This is a genomic window from Streptomyces naganishii JCM 4654 (assembly GCF_014650575.1).
GTDB classification, from domain to species: Bacteria; Actinomycetota; Actinomycetes; order Streptomycetales; family Streptomycetaceae; genus Streptomyces; species Streptomyces naganishii.
Genome location: NZ_BMVF01000002.1, coordinates 421,858 through 439,711 on the forward strand (window position 1 = coordinate 421,858; position 17,854 = coordinate 439,711).

Annotated in this window: 11 protein-coding genes and 1 tRNA gene; 6 read left to right on the top strand and 6 right to left on the bottom strand. The window is 72.4% G+C overall.

What is annotated here, in order from left to right:
• The first annotated feature begins 321 nt into the window (after positions 1 to 321).
• Complete coding sequence (locus tag IE217_RS04740) at positions 322 to 2,400, top strand: SPFH domain-containing protein (RefSeq protein WP_190176405.1); 2,079 nt, start codon at positions 322 to 324, stop codon at positions 2,398 to 2,400.
• An 87-nt stretch (positions 2,401 to 2,487) separates the two neighbouring features.
• Positions 2,488 to 7,902 carry a DNA repair ATPase gene (locus IE217_RS04745; RefSeq protein ID WP_190176406.1) on the top strand — a complete coding sequence of 1,805 codons (5,415 nt, stop codon included), beginning with the start codon at positions 2,488 to 2,490 and terminating at the stop codon, positions 7,900 to 7,902.
• 6 nt (positions 7,903 to 7,908) lie between these two features.
• Here IE217_RS04745 and IE217_RS04750 read toward each other — a convergent pair whose 3' ends face one another.
• Entirely contained in the window at positions 7,909 to 8,910 is a 1,002-nt protein-coding gene (locus tag IE217_RS04750; protein WP_190176407.1) for a phosphatase PAP2 family protein, read from the bottom strand.
• A 323-nt stretch (positions 8,911 to 9,233) separates the two neighbouring features.
• On the opposite strand from IE217_RS04750, the gene IE217_RS04755 reads away from it, so the two are divergent.
• Positions 9,234 to 9,713 carry an ATP-binding protein gene (locus tag IE217_RS04755; protein ID WP_190176408.1) on the top strand — a complete coding sequence of 160 codons (480 nt, stop codon included), beginning with the start codon at positions 9,234 to 9,236 and terminating at the stop codon, positions 9,711 to 9,713.
• 17 nt (positions 9,714 to 9,730) lie between these two features.
• On the opposite strand, the gene IE217_RS04760 is transcribed toward IE217_RS04755, so the two are convergent.
• Together IE217_RS04760 and IE217_RS04765 are read right to left on the bottom strand one after the other, a co-directional pair.
• Positions 9,731 to 10,534, bottom strand: coding sequence for a TIGR03943 family putative permease subunit (locus IE217_RS04760; RefSeq protein WP_190176409.1), 804 nt, complete (start codon positions 10,532 to 10,534; stop codon positions 9,731 to 9,733).
• Positions 10,531 to 11,610: a permease gene (locus IE217_RS04765; RefSeq protein ID WP_373297955.1), complete on the bottom strand. Its 1,080-nt coding sequence runs from the start codon at positions 11,608 to 11,610 to the stop codon at positions 10,531 to 10,533. The genes IE217_RS04760 and IE217_RS04765 overlap by 4 nt, the downstream gene beginning before the upstream one ends.
• 157 nt (positions 11,611 to 11,767) lie before the next feature.
• On the opposite strand from IE217_RS04765, the gene IE217_RS04770 reads away from it, so the two are divergent.
• The 3 genes from IE217_RS04770 to IE217_RS04780 all read left to right on the top strand — a co-directional run bounded on the left by IE217_RS04770 (position 11,768) and on the right by IE217_RS04780 (position 13,303).
• Positions 11,768 to 12,463, top strand: coding sequence for a hypothetical protein (locus tag IE217_RS04770; RefSeq protein WP_190176410.1), 696 nt, complete (start codon positions 11,768 to 11,770; stop codon positions 12,461 to 12,463).
• Positions 12,464 to 12,596: 133 nt separating this feature from the next.
• Positions 12,597 to 12,863, top strand: coding sequence for a ribbon-helix-helix domain-containing protein (locus tag IE217_RS04775; RefSeq protein WP_190176411.1), 267 nt, complete (start codon positions 12,597 to 12,599; stop codon positions 12,861 to 12,863).
• On the top strand, positions 12,860 to 13,303 hold the full coding sequence (locus tag IE217_RS04780; protein WP_190176412.1) for a PIN domain-containing protein: 444 nt from the start codon (positions 12,860 to 12,862) through the stop codon (positions 13,301 to 13,303). The genes IE217_RS04775 and IE217_RS04780 overlap by 4 nt, the downstream gene beginning before the upstream one ends.
• Positions 13,304 to 13,441: 138 nt before the next feature.
• Here the strand turns inward: IE217_RS04780 and IE217_RS04785 are convergent, their stop codons facing one another.
• The 3 genes from IE217_RS04785 to IE217_RS04795 form a co-directional block, all read right to left on the bottom strand.
• Complete coding sequence (locus tag IE217_RS04785) at positions 13,442 to 14,605, bottom strand: metallophosphoesterase family protein (protein ID WP_190176413.1); 1,164 nt, start codon at positions 14,603 to 14,605, stop codon at positions 13,442 to 13,444.
• A gap of 257 nt (positions 14,606 to 14,862) precedes the next feature.
• Positions 14,863 to 16,422: an FG-GAP repeat domain-containing protein gene (locus IE217_RS04790; RefSeq protein WP_190176414.1), complete on the bottom strand. Its 1,560-nt coding sequence runs from the start codon at positions 16,420 to 16,422 to the stop codon at positions 14,863 to 14,865.
• A gap of 888 nt (positions 16,423 to 17,310) precedes the next feature.
• Positions 17,311 to 17,384 (bottom strand) — tRNA-Gly (locus IE217_RS04795).
• Between the last annotated feature and the right edge of the window lie 470 nt (positions 17,385 to 17,854).

Here is a 17,854-nt window from a genome sequence, read left to right on the forward strand (position 1 = left end):
ATTCCGCACGACTGCGTACATATACGGACCATACGCCAGCCGCTCGGCACCGGCACCCGTCGCCCCGTGACCGCCCCATGTCAACACACCGGCATCGAGTGGTCCCGAAAAACTGCCGGGAACCGGCAATGCGAATGATCGATCAAAACCGCCATGATGGCGCCGGGGGAGCACTGCGAAGGGTTCCGGTGCCGGACACCGGCAGACGCCCGGGATCCACGGGGGGCAGTGCTCCGCCCAGGCCGCCATGTGCCCGTGCTCGTGCCCGTCGCCCCCGGTCCGTCAGTCGTCGTCACACCGTCGTCGTCAAGGACGTATGCCATGGATGTCATCGGCGCGCTCGCCGCGGCCTGTCTGGTCCTCGTGCTCCTCGTACTGCTCACCTTCTCCCGGCTGTTCCGGAAGGTCGAGCAGGGCAAGGCGCTGATCGTCTCCAAGACCCGCCGGGTCGACGTGACCTTCACCGGGCAGGTCGTGCTGCCGGTGCTGCACAAGGCCGAGATGATGGACATCTCGGTGAAGGCCATCGAGATCACCCGCTCCGGGCGCGACGGCCTCATCTGCCGGGACAACATCCGCGCCGACATCCGCATCTCGTTCTTCGTCCGGGTCAACAAGACCGCGCAGGACGTCATCAAGGTCGCCCAGGCGGTCGGCACCGCCCGCGCCAGCGACCAGTCCACGCTCCAGGAGCTGTTCCACGCGAAGTTCTCCGAGGCGCTGAAGACCGTCGGCAAGCAGATGGACTTCACCGACCTCTACACCAAGCGCGAAGAGCTCCGCTTCCAGATCATCGAGCTGATCGGCGTCGACCTCAACGGCTACCACCTCGAGGACGCGGCGATCGACTACCTGGAGCAGACCCCGCTCGCCCAGCTCGACCCCTCCAACGTCCTCGACGCCCAGGGCATCCGCAAGATCACCGAGCTGACGGCGGTCGAGCACGTGCGCACCAACGAGGCCCAGCGCACCGAGGAGAAGGAGATCACCCGGCAGAACGTCGACGCCCGCGAGGCCATCCTCGAACTGGAGCGCCGGCAGGCGGACGCCGAGATCAAGCAGAGGCGCGAGATCGAGACCTCCCGCGCCCGCGAGGAGGCCGAGACCGCCCGCGTGGTCGAGGAGGAGCGGCTGCGCGCCCAGGGCGCCTTCCTGCGCACCGAGGAACAGCTCGGCGTCCAGCGCGAGAACCAGGCCCGCGAGGTCGCCGTCGCCGCGAAGAACCGCGAGCGGGTCATCGCCGTGGAGAACGAGCGGATCGAGAAGGACCGCATGCTGGAGGTCATCGCCCGCGAGCGGGAGACCCAGCTGACCCGCATCGCCGCCGAGAAGGAGGTCGAGGCGAACAAGCGGGAGATCGCCGAGGTCGTGCGCGAGCGGGTGGCCGTGGACCGCACGGTCGCCGAGCAGGAGGAGTCCATCAAGAAGCTGCGCGCCGTGGAGCAGGCGGAGCGCGAGCGCCAGGCCGTGATCATCGCCGCGGAGGCCGAGGCGCAGGAGAAGCTGGTCAAGGACATCAAGGCCGCCGAGGCCGCCGAGCAGGCCGCCACCCACCGCGCGGCCGAGGAACTCACCCTCGCCGAGGCCCGGTTGAAGACCGCCGATCTCGACGCCCGCGCCCGGCTGCGCCTCGCGGAGGGCGTCCAGGCCGAGGCCGCCGCCGAGGGCCTGGCCGCCGTCCAGGTCCGCGACAAGGAGGCCGAGGTCGTCGAGAAGGCCGGCCGTGCCGAGGCCGAGGCCACCCAGGCCAAGGCGCTCGCCGAGGCCCGGGGCGCCGAGGCCCTGCTGCGCGCCGAGGCGGAGGGTGCCCAGGCCAAGGCGCTCGCCGAGGCCACCGCGATCGGCGAGAAGCTGAAGGCGGAGGCGGCCGGCCTGACCGAGAAGGCGGCGGCGATGGCCGCCCTGGACGAGGCCTCGCGCGGCCACGAGGAATACCGGCTGCGCCTCCAGGCCGAGAAGGAGATCCGCCTGGCCGGCCTGGAGACGCAGCGGCAGGTCGCCGAGGCGCAGGCCACGGTCCTGGCCACCGGACTGGAGAACGCGGACATCGACATCGTCGGCGGCGACTCGGTCTTCTTCGACCGGCTGGTGTCCTCGGTCTCGTTCGGCAAGGGCGTCGACGGGTTCGTCGCGCACTCCGCGACCGCGCGGGCGCTGGCCCAGCCCTACCTCGACGGCTCGGCGAGCCTCGCGGACGACCTCGGCAGGATCCTCGGCCCGGTCTCCACGGCCGACGTGCAGAACCTGACCGTGTCCGCACTGCTGATGCGGCTGATGAAGTCGGACGCCGGCCAGGCCGGGCAGCTCCAGCAACTGCTCGACCGGGCGGGCGAGCTGGGCCTGGCGGACACCCCACTGACCGCGCTCACCGCCGTCAACGGCACCGCGGCCAGGAACTGACCCCGTCCCCGCCGGACGCTCGTCGGCCACTCGCCCGAAGCGCCGGGCACTTCCCTGGACACCTCCTCCGAAGGGACTCAACGACCCATGGCAACGGTCCTGGAGACGGGTCCGCACGACGGCCCGCGGGACGGCCCGCAGGGTGGTCCGCGGGACGGTCACCGCGACGGCGCGCACGGCGGCCCGCGCGATCGGACGCGGAACGAGCGGCACGGCACCGCGCGGACCACCTCCACCGCCGGCGAGGCCGTGCACGCGGTGGATGCCGTGGACACCGTGGACACCGTGGACGCGGTGGACGCCGGAGCGTACGAGATCCTGCGCGACCGCCTCGCCGCCCGGGCCGCCGAGCTCGCCCGCGGCGCCGAACTCCTCAACGCCCGCAGGGCCGAGGAGTTCGGCGCCCCGCGCCTGGAGCTCGCTGGGAGCGGCCGGCTGCGCACCGGCCACCCGTGCGTCCCGCGCGACGTCGTCGCCGTGGCGGGACACCTGCTGTTCGGCTACGACGGCGGCCGCCCCGGCCCGGCTCCGGGCGACGTGCTCGCGCTGTACGACCGCGACCTGAACCGGCTGCCCGAGGACGCGGTGCCCGGACTCCTCGACGACCCGGCGTTCGTACGGGAGTTCGCGGCCCTGCACCGCTACTACCGCCAGGCCCGGCTGCTGCGCCTGCACCGCGTCGAGGACCGCCTGCTCGCCGTCTTCCGCACCGGCGAGAAGGCCGACGACATCCGCGTGCTGCGCTGGGACCTGACCGACGGCGGCGGGGCCGTCTTCCTGGACGCGCGCGGCGAACGCGACCACGTACTGCCGCCCGCCCACGACTTCGAGTGGACCGAGGCGACCCGCGCCGCCCACCGCCCCGGACGGCACCCGCACGTCGCCATCCGCGACGGGGCCGACGAACTGTACGTCTCGACGGTCGGCGGCTTCCTCACGGTGAAGACCGAGGACGACACCGAGACCGGCGAGGGCATCCACAGCGAGCCCGTCGACGATCCGCTCCAGGCGCTCGCCGACGCGGGCATCGCGCACGCGCGCGTGGGCGCGATGATCCTGCTCCGCGTCCGCCCCTACAAGGAGGCCGCGGACCGCCACCTCGTCTTCAACACCCTCACCCGCACAGTCGTCCGGCTCGACGGCATCGGGCAGGGCTGCCGCCGCCTCCCCGAGGACCAGGGCGTCGTCTTCCCCGGCGGCTACTGCCTGGCCGACGGCACCCACAAGACGTACGAACTCGACGCCCGGGGCCTGGAGTTCGAGCGCGAGGCCCGCTCCCCGTACGGGGAGGACGTGCTCTACGCCTTCCACGACCGCGCCGAGGGCCGCAGCCTGCTGCTGTCGTACAACACCCTGCGCAAGGAGGCCGCCACCCCGCTGGTCTGCCACGGCTGGGCCCTGTTCGACGACGGCGCGCTGATGGTCCTGCGCGCCGACCTCTCCGGGGCGGCCGGCTCCGCGCCCGAGCCGGCCCGCGTCCACCCGATCCAGCAGTGGACCTCCCCCTACGTCTCCGACACCCACGCGGCCGCCGTCACGGCGGCCTCCGGCACGAGCCCGCTCGCCCGCGTCGGCAACGCCGACCTCGTGCGCGGCATCTCCGACTGCCTCTCCGTGGCCCGCGCGGCCGCCGCCACCACGCCCACCGTGGAGGTCTACGAGGCGCTGGTGGCCGCCTGCGTCCGCGCCGCCGACACCCACCACTGGCTGGGCGAGGAGGACCTCGGAGGCCTGCGCACCCCGCTGGAGGAGGTGCGCGAGACCGCCGGGCAGGTGCTGGCCGAGTTCCGCACCGTGCGCACGCTGACCGACCGCGCCGCCGAGGCGCTCGACGAGGCCGCCGAGCGGCTGGCCGCGGTGGTGCGCCGGCTGCGCGGCGAGGCCCCGCGCACCGCGGCCGCCTGGGTCGACGGACTCACCGAACTCCGCCGGGCGCAGGGCCACTTGCTGACCCTGAAGGAGATGCGGTACGCCGACACCGCGCGCATCGACGAGCTCGCCGCCGGCGCCGGGGACGACCTGGCCGCGTTCGGCAGGCGCGCGGCCGCCCACCTGGCCCGCGAGGACGCCTTCGCCGAGCACCGGCAGGACGTCGAACGGCTCGCCTCACAGGCCGAGGCGATCACCGGCGCGGCCGAGGCCGGACCGCTCGGGCAACGGCTCGACGACCTCGCCGCCACCCTGCGCACCGTCACCGAGGTCGTCACCGGCCTCGACATCGCCGACGCCACCGTGCGCACCTCCGTGCTTGAGCGTGTCGCCGAGGTGCTGGGCGGCGTCAACCGCGCCCACGCCCTGCTCGCCGCCCGTCGCCGGGAGCTGGGCGAGCGCGAGGGCCGCGCGGAGTTCGCCGCCGAGTTCACCCTGCTCGGCCAGTCGGTCACCGGCGCCCTCGCCGCGGCGGGCACACCCGAGGCCTGCGACGAGCAACTGTCCGGCGCGTTGGTGCGGTTGGAGAACCTGGAGTCCCGCTTCGCGGAGTTCGACGACTTCCTCGACCAGCTGGCGGCCCGGCGCACCGAGGTCCACGACGCCTTCGCCGCCCGCAAGCAGAGCCTGCTGGACGCCCGCGCCCGCCGCGCCGAACGGCTCGCGGCCTCGGCCGCAAGGATTCTGGAGACCATCGGAAGGCGCTCCCCCGAACTCCAGGACACGGATGCGGTCAGCACCTTCTTCGCCTCCGACCCCCTGGTCGCCAAGGTCCGCCGCACGGCGGAGGAACTGCGTGAACTCGGCGACCCCGTAAGGGCTCAGGAGCTGGACGGCTGGCTGCGCGCCGCCCGCGAGGAGGCGGCCCGCGCCCTGCGCGACCGCACCGACCTCTACGCCGACGGCGGCCGCACCATCCGCCTGGGCGGCCACCGCTTCGCCGTCACCACCCAGCCCCTCGACCTCACCCTCGTCCCGCACGGCGACGGCCTCGCCTTCGCCCTCACCGGCACCGACTACCGCACCCCCGTCACCGACCCGGACTTCGCGGCCACCCGCCCCTGCTGGGACCGCCACCTGCCGTCCGAGTCACCCGAGGTCTACCGCGCCGAGCACCTGGCCGCCCGGCTGCTGCGCGAACACGGGCCGGCCGCGCTCAGGGAGGCCGCCGACCTGCCCGCACTCGTCCGCACGGCCGCCGAGGAGGCGTACGACGAGGGCTACGAGCGGGGCGTCCACGACCACGACGCCACGGCCGTCCTCACCGCCCTGCTGCCCCTGTACGAGCGTGCCGGCCTGCTGCGCCACGAGCCGGCCGCCCGCGCCGCCGCCCAGCTCTTCTGGGCCCACGCCACCACCCCCGCCGAACGCGCCGGCTGGACCCGCCGGGCCCTCTCCCTCGCCCGGGCCCGAGCCGTCTTCGGCCCGGGCACCACGACCGCCGTCGCGGAACTGGAGAGGGAACTGGCGGAGGCGATCGCGAGCAGGGAGCGGTCGACCCGGGCCAGGAGCCCGCAGACGACCGGCGACGGCTGGCCTGCGACGACCGGCGGCGGGTGGCCTGCGGCCGGCGGGGAGCGGGCGGTGACCACCGGAGAGCGGCCACCGGCCGGCGCCGGCGGTGAGGCGCCGCCGGCACCCACGGCCCCCGCCGCGCCAGGCTCGGCGCCCGCGCCCACCGGGCCCTCGGTGACCCCGGCCGCCGTCGAGGCGCTGTCCGGGTCCGCAGTCACCGCGCTCTCCGAGGAGGCCGGCTTCACCGCGATCTCCGGGTCCGGGGCCACCGCGCCGTCCGGTTCCGCCGTCGTCGGTGAGCTCGCCGCCTCGGCGGCCGCGTACCTCGTCGAGGAGCTGACGACCGGGCCCGAGGGCTTCGTCGTCGGGGCGGGCACCCGCGCCCTGCTCGACAAGTTCCGCCGTACGGCGGGCGGTTCGGCCTACGACGAGGACCTCGCCGCCCTGGACGACCTGGCCGCGCGCCGGCAGCTCGCCGAGGCCTGGCTGACGGCGTACGTCACCGCGACCGGCGCGAGCGCCACCGAGGGCGACCTCGCCGAGGCCGTGGCGGTGGAGCTCTGCCCCGACCTGCCCCGCTACGAGTCCGAGGTCTCCCCCGAGACCACGGCCGAGGGCCTGCTCGGCACCCACCCGCGCATCACCGGCGGCCGCCTCACCCTGCGGATCGACGAGTTCCTCGCCCGCACCGCCCGCTTCCGGACCCGCGAGGTGCCCGCGTTCCGCGCCTACCAGCGCCGCCGCACCGAACTGGTCGCCGCCGAGCGCGCCCGTCTGCGCCTGGACGACCACCGCCCGCGCGCCCTGACGTCCTTCGTGCGCAACCGGCTCGTCGACGAGGTCTACCTGCCGCTCGTGGGCGACAGCCTCGCCCGCCAGCTGGGCACCGCGGACGGCGGCGGCTGCACCGACACCGGCGGCCTGCTGCTGCTCGTCTCCCCGCCCGGCTACGGCAAGACGACGCTGATGGAGTACGTCGCCGACCGGCTCGGCCTGATGATGGTGCGGATCAGCGGCCCCGCGCTGGGCCGCGGCGTCACGTCACTGGACCCCGCCGAGGCCCCGAACGCCACCGCGCGCCAGGAGGTCGAGAAGATCAACTTCGCCCTGGCGGCCGGCGCCAACACCCTCCTCCACCTGGACGACATCCAGCACACCTCGCCGGAACTGCTCCAGAAGTTCATCCCGCTGTGCGACGCCACCCGCCGTGTCGACGGCGTGTGGGACGGCGAACCGCGCACCTACGACCTGCGCGGCAAACGCTTCGCCGTGTGCATGACCGGCAACCCCTACACCGAGTCCGGCGACCGCTTCCGCGTCCCCGACATGCTCGCCAACCGCGCCGACGTCTGGAACCTCGGCGACGTCCTCACCGGCAAGGAGGACGTCTTCGCGCTCAGCTTCCTGGAGAACGCGCTCACCGCGAACCCCGTCACGGCCCCGCTGGCCGGCCGCGACCGCCGCGATCTGGAAGTCCTCGTCGCGATGGCCGCCTCCCCGCAGGACGCGGCCACCCTCACCGGCCGGCTCACCCACCCCTGCGAACCGGCCGAGCTGGAGCGGATCACCGCCGTGCTGCGGCACCTGCTGGCCGTCCGCGAGACGGTCCTCGCCGTCAACGCCGCCTACATCGCCTCCGCCGCCCAGGCGGACGCCACCCGCACCGAGCCGCCCTTCCGCCTCCAGGGCTCGTACCGGACGATGAACCGGATCGCCCAGCGCGTCCGCCCGGTCATGAACGACGCGGAACTCGCGGCTGCCGTGGAGGACCACTTCGCCGCCGAGGCGCAGACCCTCACCAGCGGCGCGGAGGCCGGCCTCCTCAAGCTCGCCGAGCTGCGCGGCACCCTCACCCCGGAGCAGGCCGCCCGCTGGGCCGAGCTGAAGGACGCGTACACCCGCGTCCGGCCCCTCGGCACGCCCACCGCGGACCCGCTCGACCGCGCGACCTCGGCCCTGGCCCTGCTGGCCGACCGCCTCGCGGCCATCGAGACCGCGCTCACCGCGGCCACCCCGCCCGCCCCCCGCCATCGCGGGGACGGGCAGGACCGCGGCTAGCCGCGGCTAGCCCTGCCGGGCCGGGCGGCCCTGGGGGGTGCCGTATCCCGGGTCCTGGGTGTACTGCTGCTGGTACTGCGCGTACGGGTTGTGCCGGCCCGGCCGCGGGTGCTGCCCGGGCTGGGGGCTCTGTTCGGGCTGGGCGTACCACTGCTGCTGTGGCGCCTCGGCGGCCTCCGGGTACCGGGGCTGCTCGACCTGACCGCCGTAGCTGCCGTAGCCGCCGTAGCCGTCGCCGTACACGCCGCCGTACCCGCCCACGGCCTGCGCGTCCCGTCCGTCCTGTCCGTCCCGTCCGTCCTGCCGGTCCCGTCCGTCCTGCACGTCCTGCACGGCGGGGCCCTGCTGGGGGCGCGACGCGTTGGCCGCGTGCGCGCCGCGTGAAGGAACGGTCAGCAGCGGAGCCAGCGCCCCGCCGCTCAGCCGCTCCACGAGGGGCAGCGCCGCCCGGCGCCCGCCCAGGACGACCAGCAGCGCCATCACGCTTCCGACCACCGCGCCGACCGCCACGTCGTGCGGGTAGTGCGCGCCCACGTACACCCGGGAGGCGCCCATCGCCACCGCCGTCAGCAGCGCGACCGAGCCCAGCCGGCGGCTGACCAGCAGCAGGGCCACGGCGAAGGCGAAGGCGACCGTGGTGTGGTTGCTGGGGAAGGCGTAGTCGTCCATCGGGGGACACGCCTCGATCAGGAAGTCGTGCGGCAGGGCACGGCAGGGACGGGGCTCCTCGAAGTACGACTTGATCCCGCTGTTGGCGACGTACGCGATGACGACGGCGAACGGCACCAGCAGCACGGTGGTCATCGTCGCCGCGCTCCCCTCGCGCCGGGCCCGCCACCAGGCGACCAGCAGGAACACCGCGAACAGGCCGATGCCGTAGCTGGTGAAGGCGGACACCGGGCCGTTGAGCCACTGGGTGTGGCGGGCGAAGTCGGTGACCTCCGTGTAAAGGCCGCCGTCTATGGCCGCGCCGTCGAGGGCCTGCACGGTCGGGGAGGAAGTCGTCATCGAGTGGATCTCCGAGCCATGGTTCAGGTGCGGGCGTGCGGGATGAACACACGATGGCACAGGGCGGAAACCGGGGTGTACGCGAGGCGTCCCAAACATGAACGTCTACAGATCCGTAGACGGTATCAGGCCCGGCCGGAGCCCGCGCCTTCGGCGATCGGCCGGCTCATGGGCCCAGCCGGGCCGGAATCGCGCGGACCAGAACCGTGGGGCCGGGGCCGGGGCCGGCGGCAATGGTGGCGAGCCCTCGCGTGTGCCCCGTGTTCGCGGGTATACGCCTGGAGGGATCAGACGGGGAGGGTTCGGGGTGCGAGGCGGGTCGTATGGAGCAGGCGTCGAGTGGTGAGGGGCGGCAGTCGTCGCCGGTACGGAGGCCGGTGGCGACGTCCGTCGCGTACGACGGGAGCCCGCAGAGCATCGCGGACGCCAGGGCCGTCGCCCGCGAGTTCCTGACCGAGGTGCAGTCCGTCCACGGGCTGCCGGTGTCGGCGCGGGCCATGGGCATGGTGCAGCTGGTGGTGAGCGAGCTGGTGACCAACGCCTGCAAGTTCGCGCCCGGCCCCTGCCTGCTCAACCTGGAGATGGACCAGGGTGCGGTGCAGGTGACGGTCTGGGACACCGACCCCTCGCTGCCCGTGGCCCGGGCCGCCGATCCGGGCCGGGTGGGGCAGCACGGCCTGGAGATCATCATGGCGGTGAGCCAGAGCTTCGAGGTCCATCGGGAGCCGGTCGGCAAGCGGATCAAGGCGGCGGTGGTACTGGCCGACGACCCCGGGGGCGACGCGGCGGGCCGCATGCCCTGAGCCGCCGGTGCGCGCCGTCAGGGGTTCCGGGACGGCACGAGCGGCAGGTCGTCCGTGTAGGCGTTCACGGGCTGCTCCACCTTGCTCACGGTACGGGCGTCGAGCGCGGCCACGGCCGAACGGGTGCCCAGGGCGCCCTGCGGGTGCCAGGTCCCGGTGACGGCGACCCAGGTGTTGGCCGGGAGGGCCGGACCACCGTGGACGCGCACCTTGACGGACTGGGCGTCGGCCGCGCAGCAGGAGATGATGATGCGGGTCAGGTCCCAGCCGCCGCCCTTGGCGGGCGTGACGAACCCGGTCATCCGGACCTCGCGCCCCTTGATCGCCAGCTCGCGGTCCTGCTGCACCCGGCGGGTGAAGTCGCTGAGGGTGATCGGCAGCGGCGAGGTCGCGGGCAGCGGATCGAAGTCCGACTGCCGCGCCACGGCTTTGGGGGCCTCCCGGGAGGCCGTGTAGGCGCCGAGGGCGGGAGGGGCGTAGACCAGCAGGCTGAGCGCGGGCAGGAACAGCAGCCAGGCGACCCGGGGGACACCGGAGTGGTCGTGCCCGTCGTGGCCGTTTCCGTGGCCGTTTCCGTGGTCGTGGTCGTGCCCGTCCTGGCCGTGCCCGTGGTCGTGCCCGTGGTGGCTCCCGCCGCCGTGACCGCGCCGGTCCAGAGCCGCGCTCGCCACCCCGAGCAGGACGAGCACCACCCCCGACGCGATCAGCATGGGCCGCATCTGCTCCTTGACGTACCGGAGGTAGAGGTCGCTGAAGAGGCAGGCGTGCAGGAGGCCGATGCCGCTGAGGACGAGCAGGAGGACCTGAAGGTGCCGTTTCACAGCAGGAATCCCCCGATCAGCACACTGCACAGCACGGCCACGACCATCGTGGCCGCGGAGAAGCGCACCGCGAACGGCCGCCCGAAGGTGCCGGCCTGAAGGGCGATCAGTTTGAGGTCCACCATGGGCCCGACCACGATGAACGTCAGCCGCGCCAGCGGCGAGAACCCGGTGAGCGAGGCCGCCACGAACGCGTCGGCCTCCGAGCACACGGCGAGCAGCACGGCGAGTCCGGCCAGGAAGAGCACCGAAAGCCAGGTGGAGCCGGAGAACGTGTCGAGCACGGAGCGCGGCACGGCCACGTTGAAGGTGGCCGCGGCCATGGCCCCGACGACAAGGAAGCCGCCGGCGTGCAGGAAGTCGTACTGGAATCCGCGCCGGAACTCGTCCCAGCGGCTGTGCCCCTCCTGGTGCCCGCTGTGCCGTACGGCGGGCCGCAGCCACTCCTCGCGGCCGAGCCAGAGCCACAGCCAGCCCATCACGGCCGAGGCGGCCAGCGAGGCGAGCAGCCGGGCCAGGACCATGGCGGGGTCGCCGGGGAAGGCGATGGCGGTCGCGGTCAGCACGACCGGGTTGACGGCGGGCGCCGACAGCAGGAACGCGAACGCGGCCGCCGGGGTGACCCCGCGTCCGATCAGGCTGTTGGCCACCGGTACCGAGGCGCACTCGCAGCCGGGCAGCACCACCCCGGCGATCCCGGCGACCGGGACGGCGAGCGCGGGCCGCTTGGGCAGCATCCGGGTGAACACCCGGGCCGGCACGAAGGCGTTGATGGCGCCGGACAGGGCCGTACCCAGCAACAGGAACGGCATGGCCTGCATGGTGATGGCGAGACAGACGGTCCGCCACGCCTGCACCGCGGGGGTGTCGGACCAGCCGCGGGCGACGAAGAAGACCACGTCGAGGAGGGTGACGGCGCCCAGCGCCAGCACCATCCAGAACCGGAGCCGCCCGCGCCCGGCCCCGGCGCCCGCCTCCAACCCGGCGCCCGCCTCCGCCCCGGCGGTGACCACCGGAGCCGCCGCGGTCACGGTGACCGCCCCGGCCTCCTCGGCCAATCCGTCTGCCCTGTGCATGTCCCAGCTCCGAACGTCGGCTGCGTGGACCGAACATAACCGCTGCGGGTAAGGAGACGCCCCGGCGGCACACCGGGACGGTGAGGGCGTACTGTGCCGTCTGCTGCGCGTGGGCGCAGAGGGATGCCAGGCATCCGAGAGCCTTCCCGGAGAAACCGTGCGGTCACCGATACCGAGCAGGACGACGAAGCGCCACTCCTTCCGCCGCGGTCCGGCCGCCACAGCGGCGGCGCTCGCCGCGACGACGGCGACGACCGCGGCGGCGGCCCTCGCACTCGGCCTGGCGGCCGCTGGCCCCGCGTCGGCGTCGACCTTCGACTGGTCGGTGACCTGCTCCGAGGTGACCGTGGACCTCACGGGCTACAACGGCCTGGTCGTCCAGGTCGTCGAAGTCACTGCCAACGGCAAGGACCTGGCCCCCGCCTCCACCTTCCGCGACGAGTTCCACAAGACCTACGCCGTCCCGGCCCACGCCAAGCCCCTCGCCATCCGCGTCACGGTCAAGGCGGGCAGCGAGGACGGCAAGTCCTTCGACGAGACGAAGCCCTCCCCGACCTGCGACACCCAGTCCTCCACCCCGAGCGCACCGGCACCGGCCGGAACCACGCCGAGCGCACCCGTGCCGGCCGAATCGCCCACCGTGACCGGCTCGACCGGCACCGCCCCCTCCCCGAACGGCGCCGCCCCCACCCCGGCCCCGAGCACGTCACCGACGACCTCGACCCCACCCCTGGCCGACACGGGCACCTCCGACTCGACCCCCCTGATCGCGGCGGCAGCGGCAGCCACGGCCCTGGCAGGCACAGCCCTCCTCCTGACCACCCACCACCGCAGGCGAAAGGCACGCCCCTGACACGGAACCGGCCCGCCCCCCGCCCGAGACCACGCCCCCGCCGGCGGTCAAGTGGCCGGGGAAGCGGTGGCCGCACGGAGCCGCGGCGGACGGCCTGCATACACGGATCCGGTACATGGACTACCGTTGGTACATGTCCATGAAGCGCACCAACGTCTATGCCGACCCGGAAGACCTGGCGATCATCAAGGAAGCCGCCAAGCGCCGGGGGATAAGCGAGGCCGAGATCATCCGCCAGGGGATCCATCTCGCGGCCATGGCGAACCGCGTCTGGGACGAACCGTTGTTCTCCCGCACCTTCGAAGGGCAGGGTCGTACGCCGTCCAAGGCCGAGGTTCGTGACGTGGTCGCCGACGCCGTCCGGCGCGAGGCCGACTCGGGATCCGGAACCGCCACGTGATCATTGTCATCGCCGACACGTCCGGCCTCCTGGCCGCCCTCGACTCAGCGCACCCGGAGCATGGGGCAGCGAACGAAGCGATCATGTCCGCGGGGCTCCTCGTCATGTCGCCGCTCCTGCTGGCGGAACTGGATCACGTCGCCACGCGCGAGCTCGGGCGGGAGGCCGCCCACAGCGCTGTCGACGACCTGCGGCGCTGGATGACGCGAGGCCGCGTCGTCATGCCGGAGGTCACGGAGGATCATCTGGGCGCCGCCCAGTCCGTCCGCCTCCGATACCGCTCACTGGACCTCGACCTGGCCGACGCGGTGAACGTGGCCCTGGCTGCCGACTATGACACCGACGCCATCCTCACCCTCGACCGACGCGACTTCCGCGCCGTACGGCCGCTGGGCCGTCACAAGTCCTTCCGCGTCCTGCCCGACGACCTGCCCCTCTGACAGCTCAATCGCCGGCGAACCACAGGTAACTGCCCGGAGTGGCCGCGCACACGCGACCCTCGACAACAGGGCCTCTCGCCTCTCGCAGGATTCGACAACCGCGAGCTGCCAAGAGGCCCTTCTTCCCCTGCCGGGGCCTCAGTTGCAGGTGCCGCTGCCGGAGTCGCGGTACTGCAGTGCCGTGGAGTCGAAGCCGGGGCCGGGCAGGACGGGCTTGTAGTCCCAGCTGTAGCTGTGGGGCTTGAGGGTGAGCTTCATGACGCCGAAGGCGCCGGCCTGGGCGGTGACCACGTTGGGGTTGTCGTAGTTGCCGGGCGAGCCGGCGAGGCTGTCGAGGGCCTCGCCGCCGGAGCCGACGATGAACTCCGGGATGCCGCGGGCCGGGTCGTACTGGCCGGCGGGGTCCATCGGGCGCAGCCGGGCGTACGCGTGCTCGTGACCGTTGAGGACGAGCGTGGCGTGGTGCTGGTAGAGCAGCTTCCACCACGCGTCGGCCGCCGCGCCCTCGGCGCCGCCGGCGCCCGGTGCGGAGGCGGGCACCGTGGCGGTCGAGGCCGTCGTGGCGCTGAAGGTCGCCTGGTGCCAGTAAGCGATCGTGCACTGCCGCTTGTTGGCGGCCAGATCGTCCGAGAGCCACTTGGTCTCCTGGCCGAGGAGACCGCTGTCCGTCGTGGAGCAGTCGTGATTAAACGCGTCGGAGTTGCACTCGGCGTTGAGCGAGATGATGTGCCAGTTGCCGAGGTTGTAGGAGTACCACCCCTGCTTGGCGGCGGTGTCGTTGCCGGCCTGGCCCTGGGTCTCCGGCGTGCCGGCCTGGTCGTGGCCGTTGAAGTAGCCGAAGTACCCGGCACCGTTCTGCCCGGCCTCGTTGTCGCCCTTCTTGGTGTACGGGTAGTACTCGTGGTTGCCCGGGGCCGGACGTTCGAGCATCCTCAGGCCGCCCCACGCCTGCTCGAAGGACTGCTCGAAGTCGGTCAGCTTGCCGACCTGGTACTGCTCGTCGCCCAGCAGCGCCACGGCGTCCGGGTGCATGTCCGTGGCCTGCTTGGCGGTGGCGAACTCGGCGCTCAGGCCGCCCACGGTGGGGCTGCCGCACTTGAGTGACGCCGGGGTGGCGGCGTTCTCGGCGTCGTCGGGCTCGCAGGCGATGTCGCCGACGGCTGCCAGGGTGTACGAGGCCGCGCTGTGGTGGGCGTAGGGCCAGCCGTTGTCGCTGTGGTTCGCGGCGGCGACGGCGGTGCCGGTGACCGCGAGGACGGCCAGGCCGACAGCTGCGGAGGAGATCTTGGTGACGCGTCTCATGTGCGGTGTCCTTCCACGGCGGGAGTAGCCAACGCACGTTAGGGCAGTCGATCTGTCAGTTGGCACAAACACGTTCCAACGGTTCGGTGAACTCCGTTCGTCGCAGGGCGCCCACGGCATCCCCGCTGTGGACGGCCGCACTTGGCCGTCTGGCGGCTTCTGGCCATAGCGCCTGAGGGTGCGCCGGGGTGTCGCCCTGGAGACCCTGCGGATCCGTGTCCGCCTCGCCGAGCCGGAGCGCCTCGGGACGATGGTGTTCAGGAGATGTCGTGGTAGCCGTTCCAGCCGCTGGTCCCGATCTCGGTACGGGTACCGAACTTGCCGTTCCCCAGGCCCGGGTAGAGCCACAGGCGGCCGGCGGAGTCCACTGCTACCAGGTCACCCTTGCCGTCTCCGGTGAGGTCACCCGGCGCGGCGAGCTTGGTGTAGCCCTGCCACCCGTGGCCGATGTACGTGCGGCCGCCGAACTTGCCGTTGCCCAGGCCCGGGTACAGGTACATGGACCCGCCGGGCGTGGTGGCGACGATGTCCGCGATGCCGTCGCCGGTGAGGTCTCCGGCGCCGACGATCCGGTTGTAGATGTTCCACCCGCCGCCGATGAGGACGGGTTTGCCGGTGATCGCGCCGCCGCTGACTCCCGCGATGAGCCACAGGTCGCCGCCCGTGTCACGGGCGATCACGTCCGCGTGGCCGTCGCTGTTGAGGTCGCCGGGGCCGACCACCGCCGAGTAGTGCTCCGACTGGAAGCCTCCGGTGCCGGTCGCCGCGAGGTTCCACAGCACACCGTTGCTGTCGGAGACGACGAGTCCGCTCCGGCCGTTGTCGTCGGGGGCGACGGTGGAGGTCATCAGGGGATAGTCGGCGACTGTGTAGCCGTTCCCGAGCTGCTGGCGGGCGCGGATGGTGCCGTTCTCCCAGCCTGCGTAGACGTACACATCGCCATTGGTCTGCCGGGCGATGATCTGCCCCTTGCCGAAGTCCGGTTGGTGGCCTTCGCCCGCGATCGCGTTGTAGCTCGCCAAACCGTTCGCGACCTTGGTCCGGCCGGCGTAGCCTCCGACTCCGTTCGCGTAGTAGGCGTAGAGCGTTCCCGCCTCGGTGCGGCCCATGATGTCGCCGTGGCCGTCGCGGTTCCAGTCCAGGGCGATGAGTTGGTTGTACATGTTCCAGCCGGTGCCGATCTGCCGTCGGCCGGAGAGCGAGCCGTTGGAGGCGGCGTCGTACAGCCACAGTCGGCCGGAGAGGTCGCGGGCGAGCAGCGAACCGCGGGCGGCGGTGTCGAAGTTCGCCGCGCCGATGAGCTGGTCGTAGACGTTCCAGTTGGTCCCGACCTGCACCCGCGGCCGGAACGGCTGGCTGAGGCTGTTCTGGCTGGCGTAGTACCAGAGCCGGCCGTGGGTGTCCCGGGCCATCAGATCGGCCCGGCCGTCACCGCTGGGGTCGCCGACGACGGTGACCTGGTTGTAGGTCTGCCACCCGGCGCCAATGGAGATGTACTTCCCGCTGGGCCGGGTGTAGCTGCTGGGGTACAAGCGCAGTTGGCCGGAGGCGGTGACGCCGAGAAAGTCGTCGCCGCTGCCGCTGCTGATGTGGCCGATGTCCAGCAGTTGCCGGAACTCTGCCCCGCCCATGGGAACAAGCTCCGACAAGCCCTGGCCGCTCACCGTGGCCACCGACATGCTGTACTGCTGCACGGTCACGCCGCTGGGTTCGGCCCAGGCGGTCGTCGCTGCCGCGGTGCCGGCGGCCGAGACAGTGAGCGTGAGGGCGCCGAGGCCAAGGGCGGTGCCCGTGGCGAGGGCGACGAGCCGTTTCACGGCCCGACGCGTGCGTAGGGTGAACAAGTTGTCTCCCTGGAATCGGTGCGCCGACGATGCGCCAGACCGGTGATCCATGTGATCAGGGTGAGCATAGTTCGATCACAGTGGCGATCGATCCCACGTTCGGTAAAGACGGTCGCGAGCAAAGGGAGAGGGCGCGGTCGGATCGGCCTTGGCTGATGTGCAGCGCTTTTAGCTTGGGAAGCTCGTGTGCTTCGGCCTTGGCGTTTTCCTGACCTTGGGCGGAGTGGCGTCGGCGCTGGTGGCCGGCCGACTGGATTCCCCTGTGTTCCCCGTGTTTCCCCGCACGATCTGGCACACATATCGGTTGGTGCTGAAGGCCACCTTGTGGGCCACACAAAGGTGCCATCCGTGACCAGGGACCCTGCACCGGTGATCCAGACGTCGTCGGCGATGACGTCGCGCTCGGCGCCCATGGTCGTGTAGATCTCGTGGCTTGCCTCCAGGTACGCCACCAGCCGGTCTTCGTCCCAGTCGCCGGAGCTGCGCGCCGCGTCCCGAAGGGAGGGGGCGGAGGCCGTCTCGTGGCCATGCCCGCCGAGTTCCCGGTAGAACCCCGCCTGCTTGATCACGAATTCTCCAGTCATACCCGGCGTCTCCTAGTGCGCCGTCCGCCGCTCTCGGCCTCGTGTACCGCTGGACCGACCACACCATCAACCCGCGACGGAGTCCTGGCTGTCTCGGAGCTCGTGGCGAACGCGCACGAGCACGCGTGCGGCCCGTACGAGGTACACCTTCCCGCTGCGGTCCGGGAGCTCCTGAGGTGACCGCTCGGCCTCGACTTAGGGCACGCAGAGTGCACGCCACCCTCAAATTGGACTAGACAACAAAGAACCCCCGGGCCACTGGCCTGGGGGTTTCAAGTGGAGCGGGTGACGAGAATCGAACTCGCGCTCTCAGCTTGGGAAGCTGATGTTCTACCATTAAACTACACCCGCGTAAGGCGCCGACCGCCGTCGGTGTCCGGTGCTCGCTCACTTTACCCCATCGCTGGCCCCCGGTGCTGAAACCGAGGGGCCTCGTTGTGTTCGTGGGGGGTAGGAGGGCTGTGGGGGAACGGAGTTGGGGCGTACGGTGAAGGTCTCGGGGAGGCGTCCGGCGGGGTCGGAGTGCCGCCTGGAGGGGCGTCTCTTTGATCCCGTACTGTGGCTTTTGTCGTCAGGCGGCAGAAGGCCAGACGCGGCTCTGGGGAAGGGACTTAAGGGACTTGATGGAGCGCACCGTCGTCCGTTGTGCCGAGGGGCACGTGTTCAGCACCGCTTCGTTCCCGATGCAGCAGGCCGAGCGGCTCGGCCCCGGCCGGCTCGTGCGGTGTCCGCGATGTGCGCGGCTCCGCAGCGCCGTGCCCGTGCCGGTCCCGGTGCCGGCACCGGTGTCCGCGCAGGCGGCCGTGCCGGCGGCCGTGCCG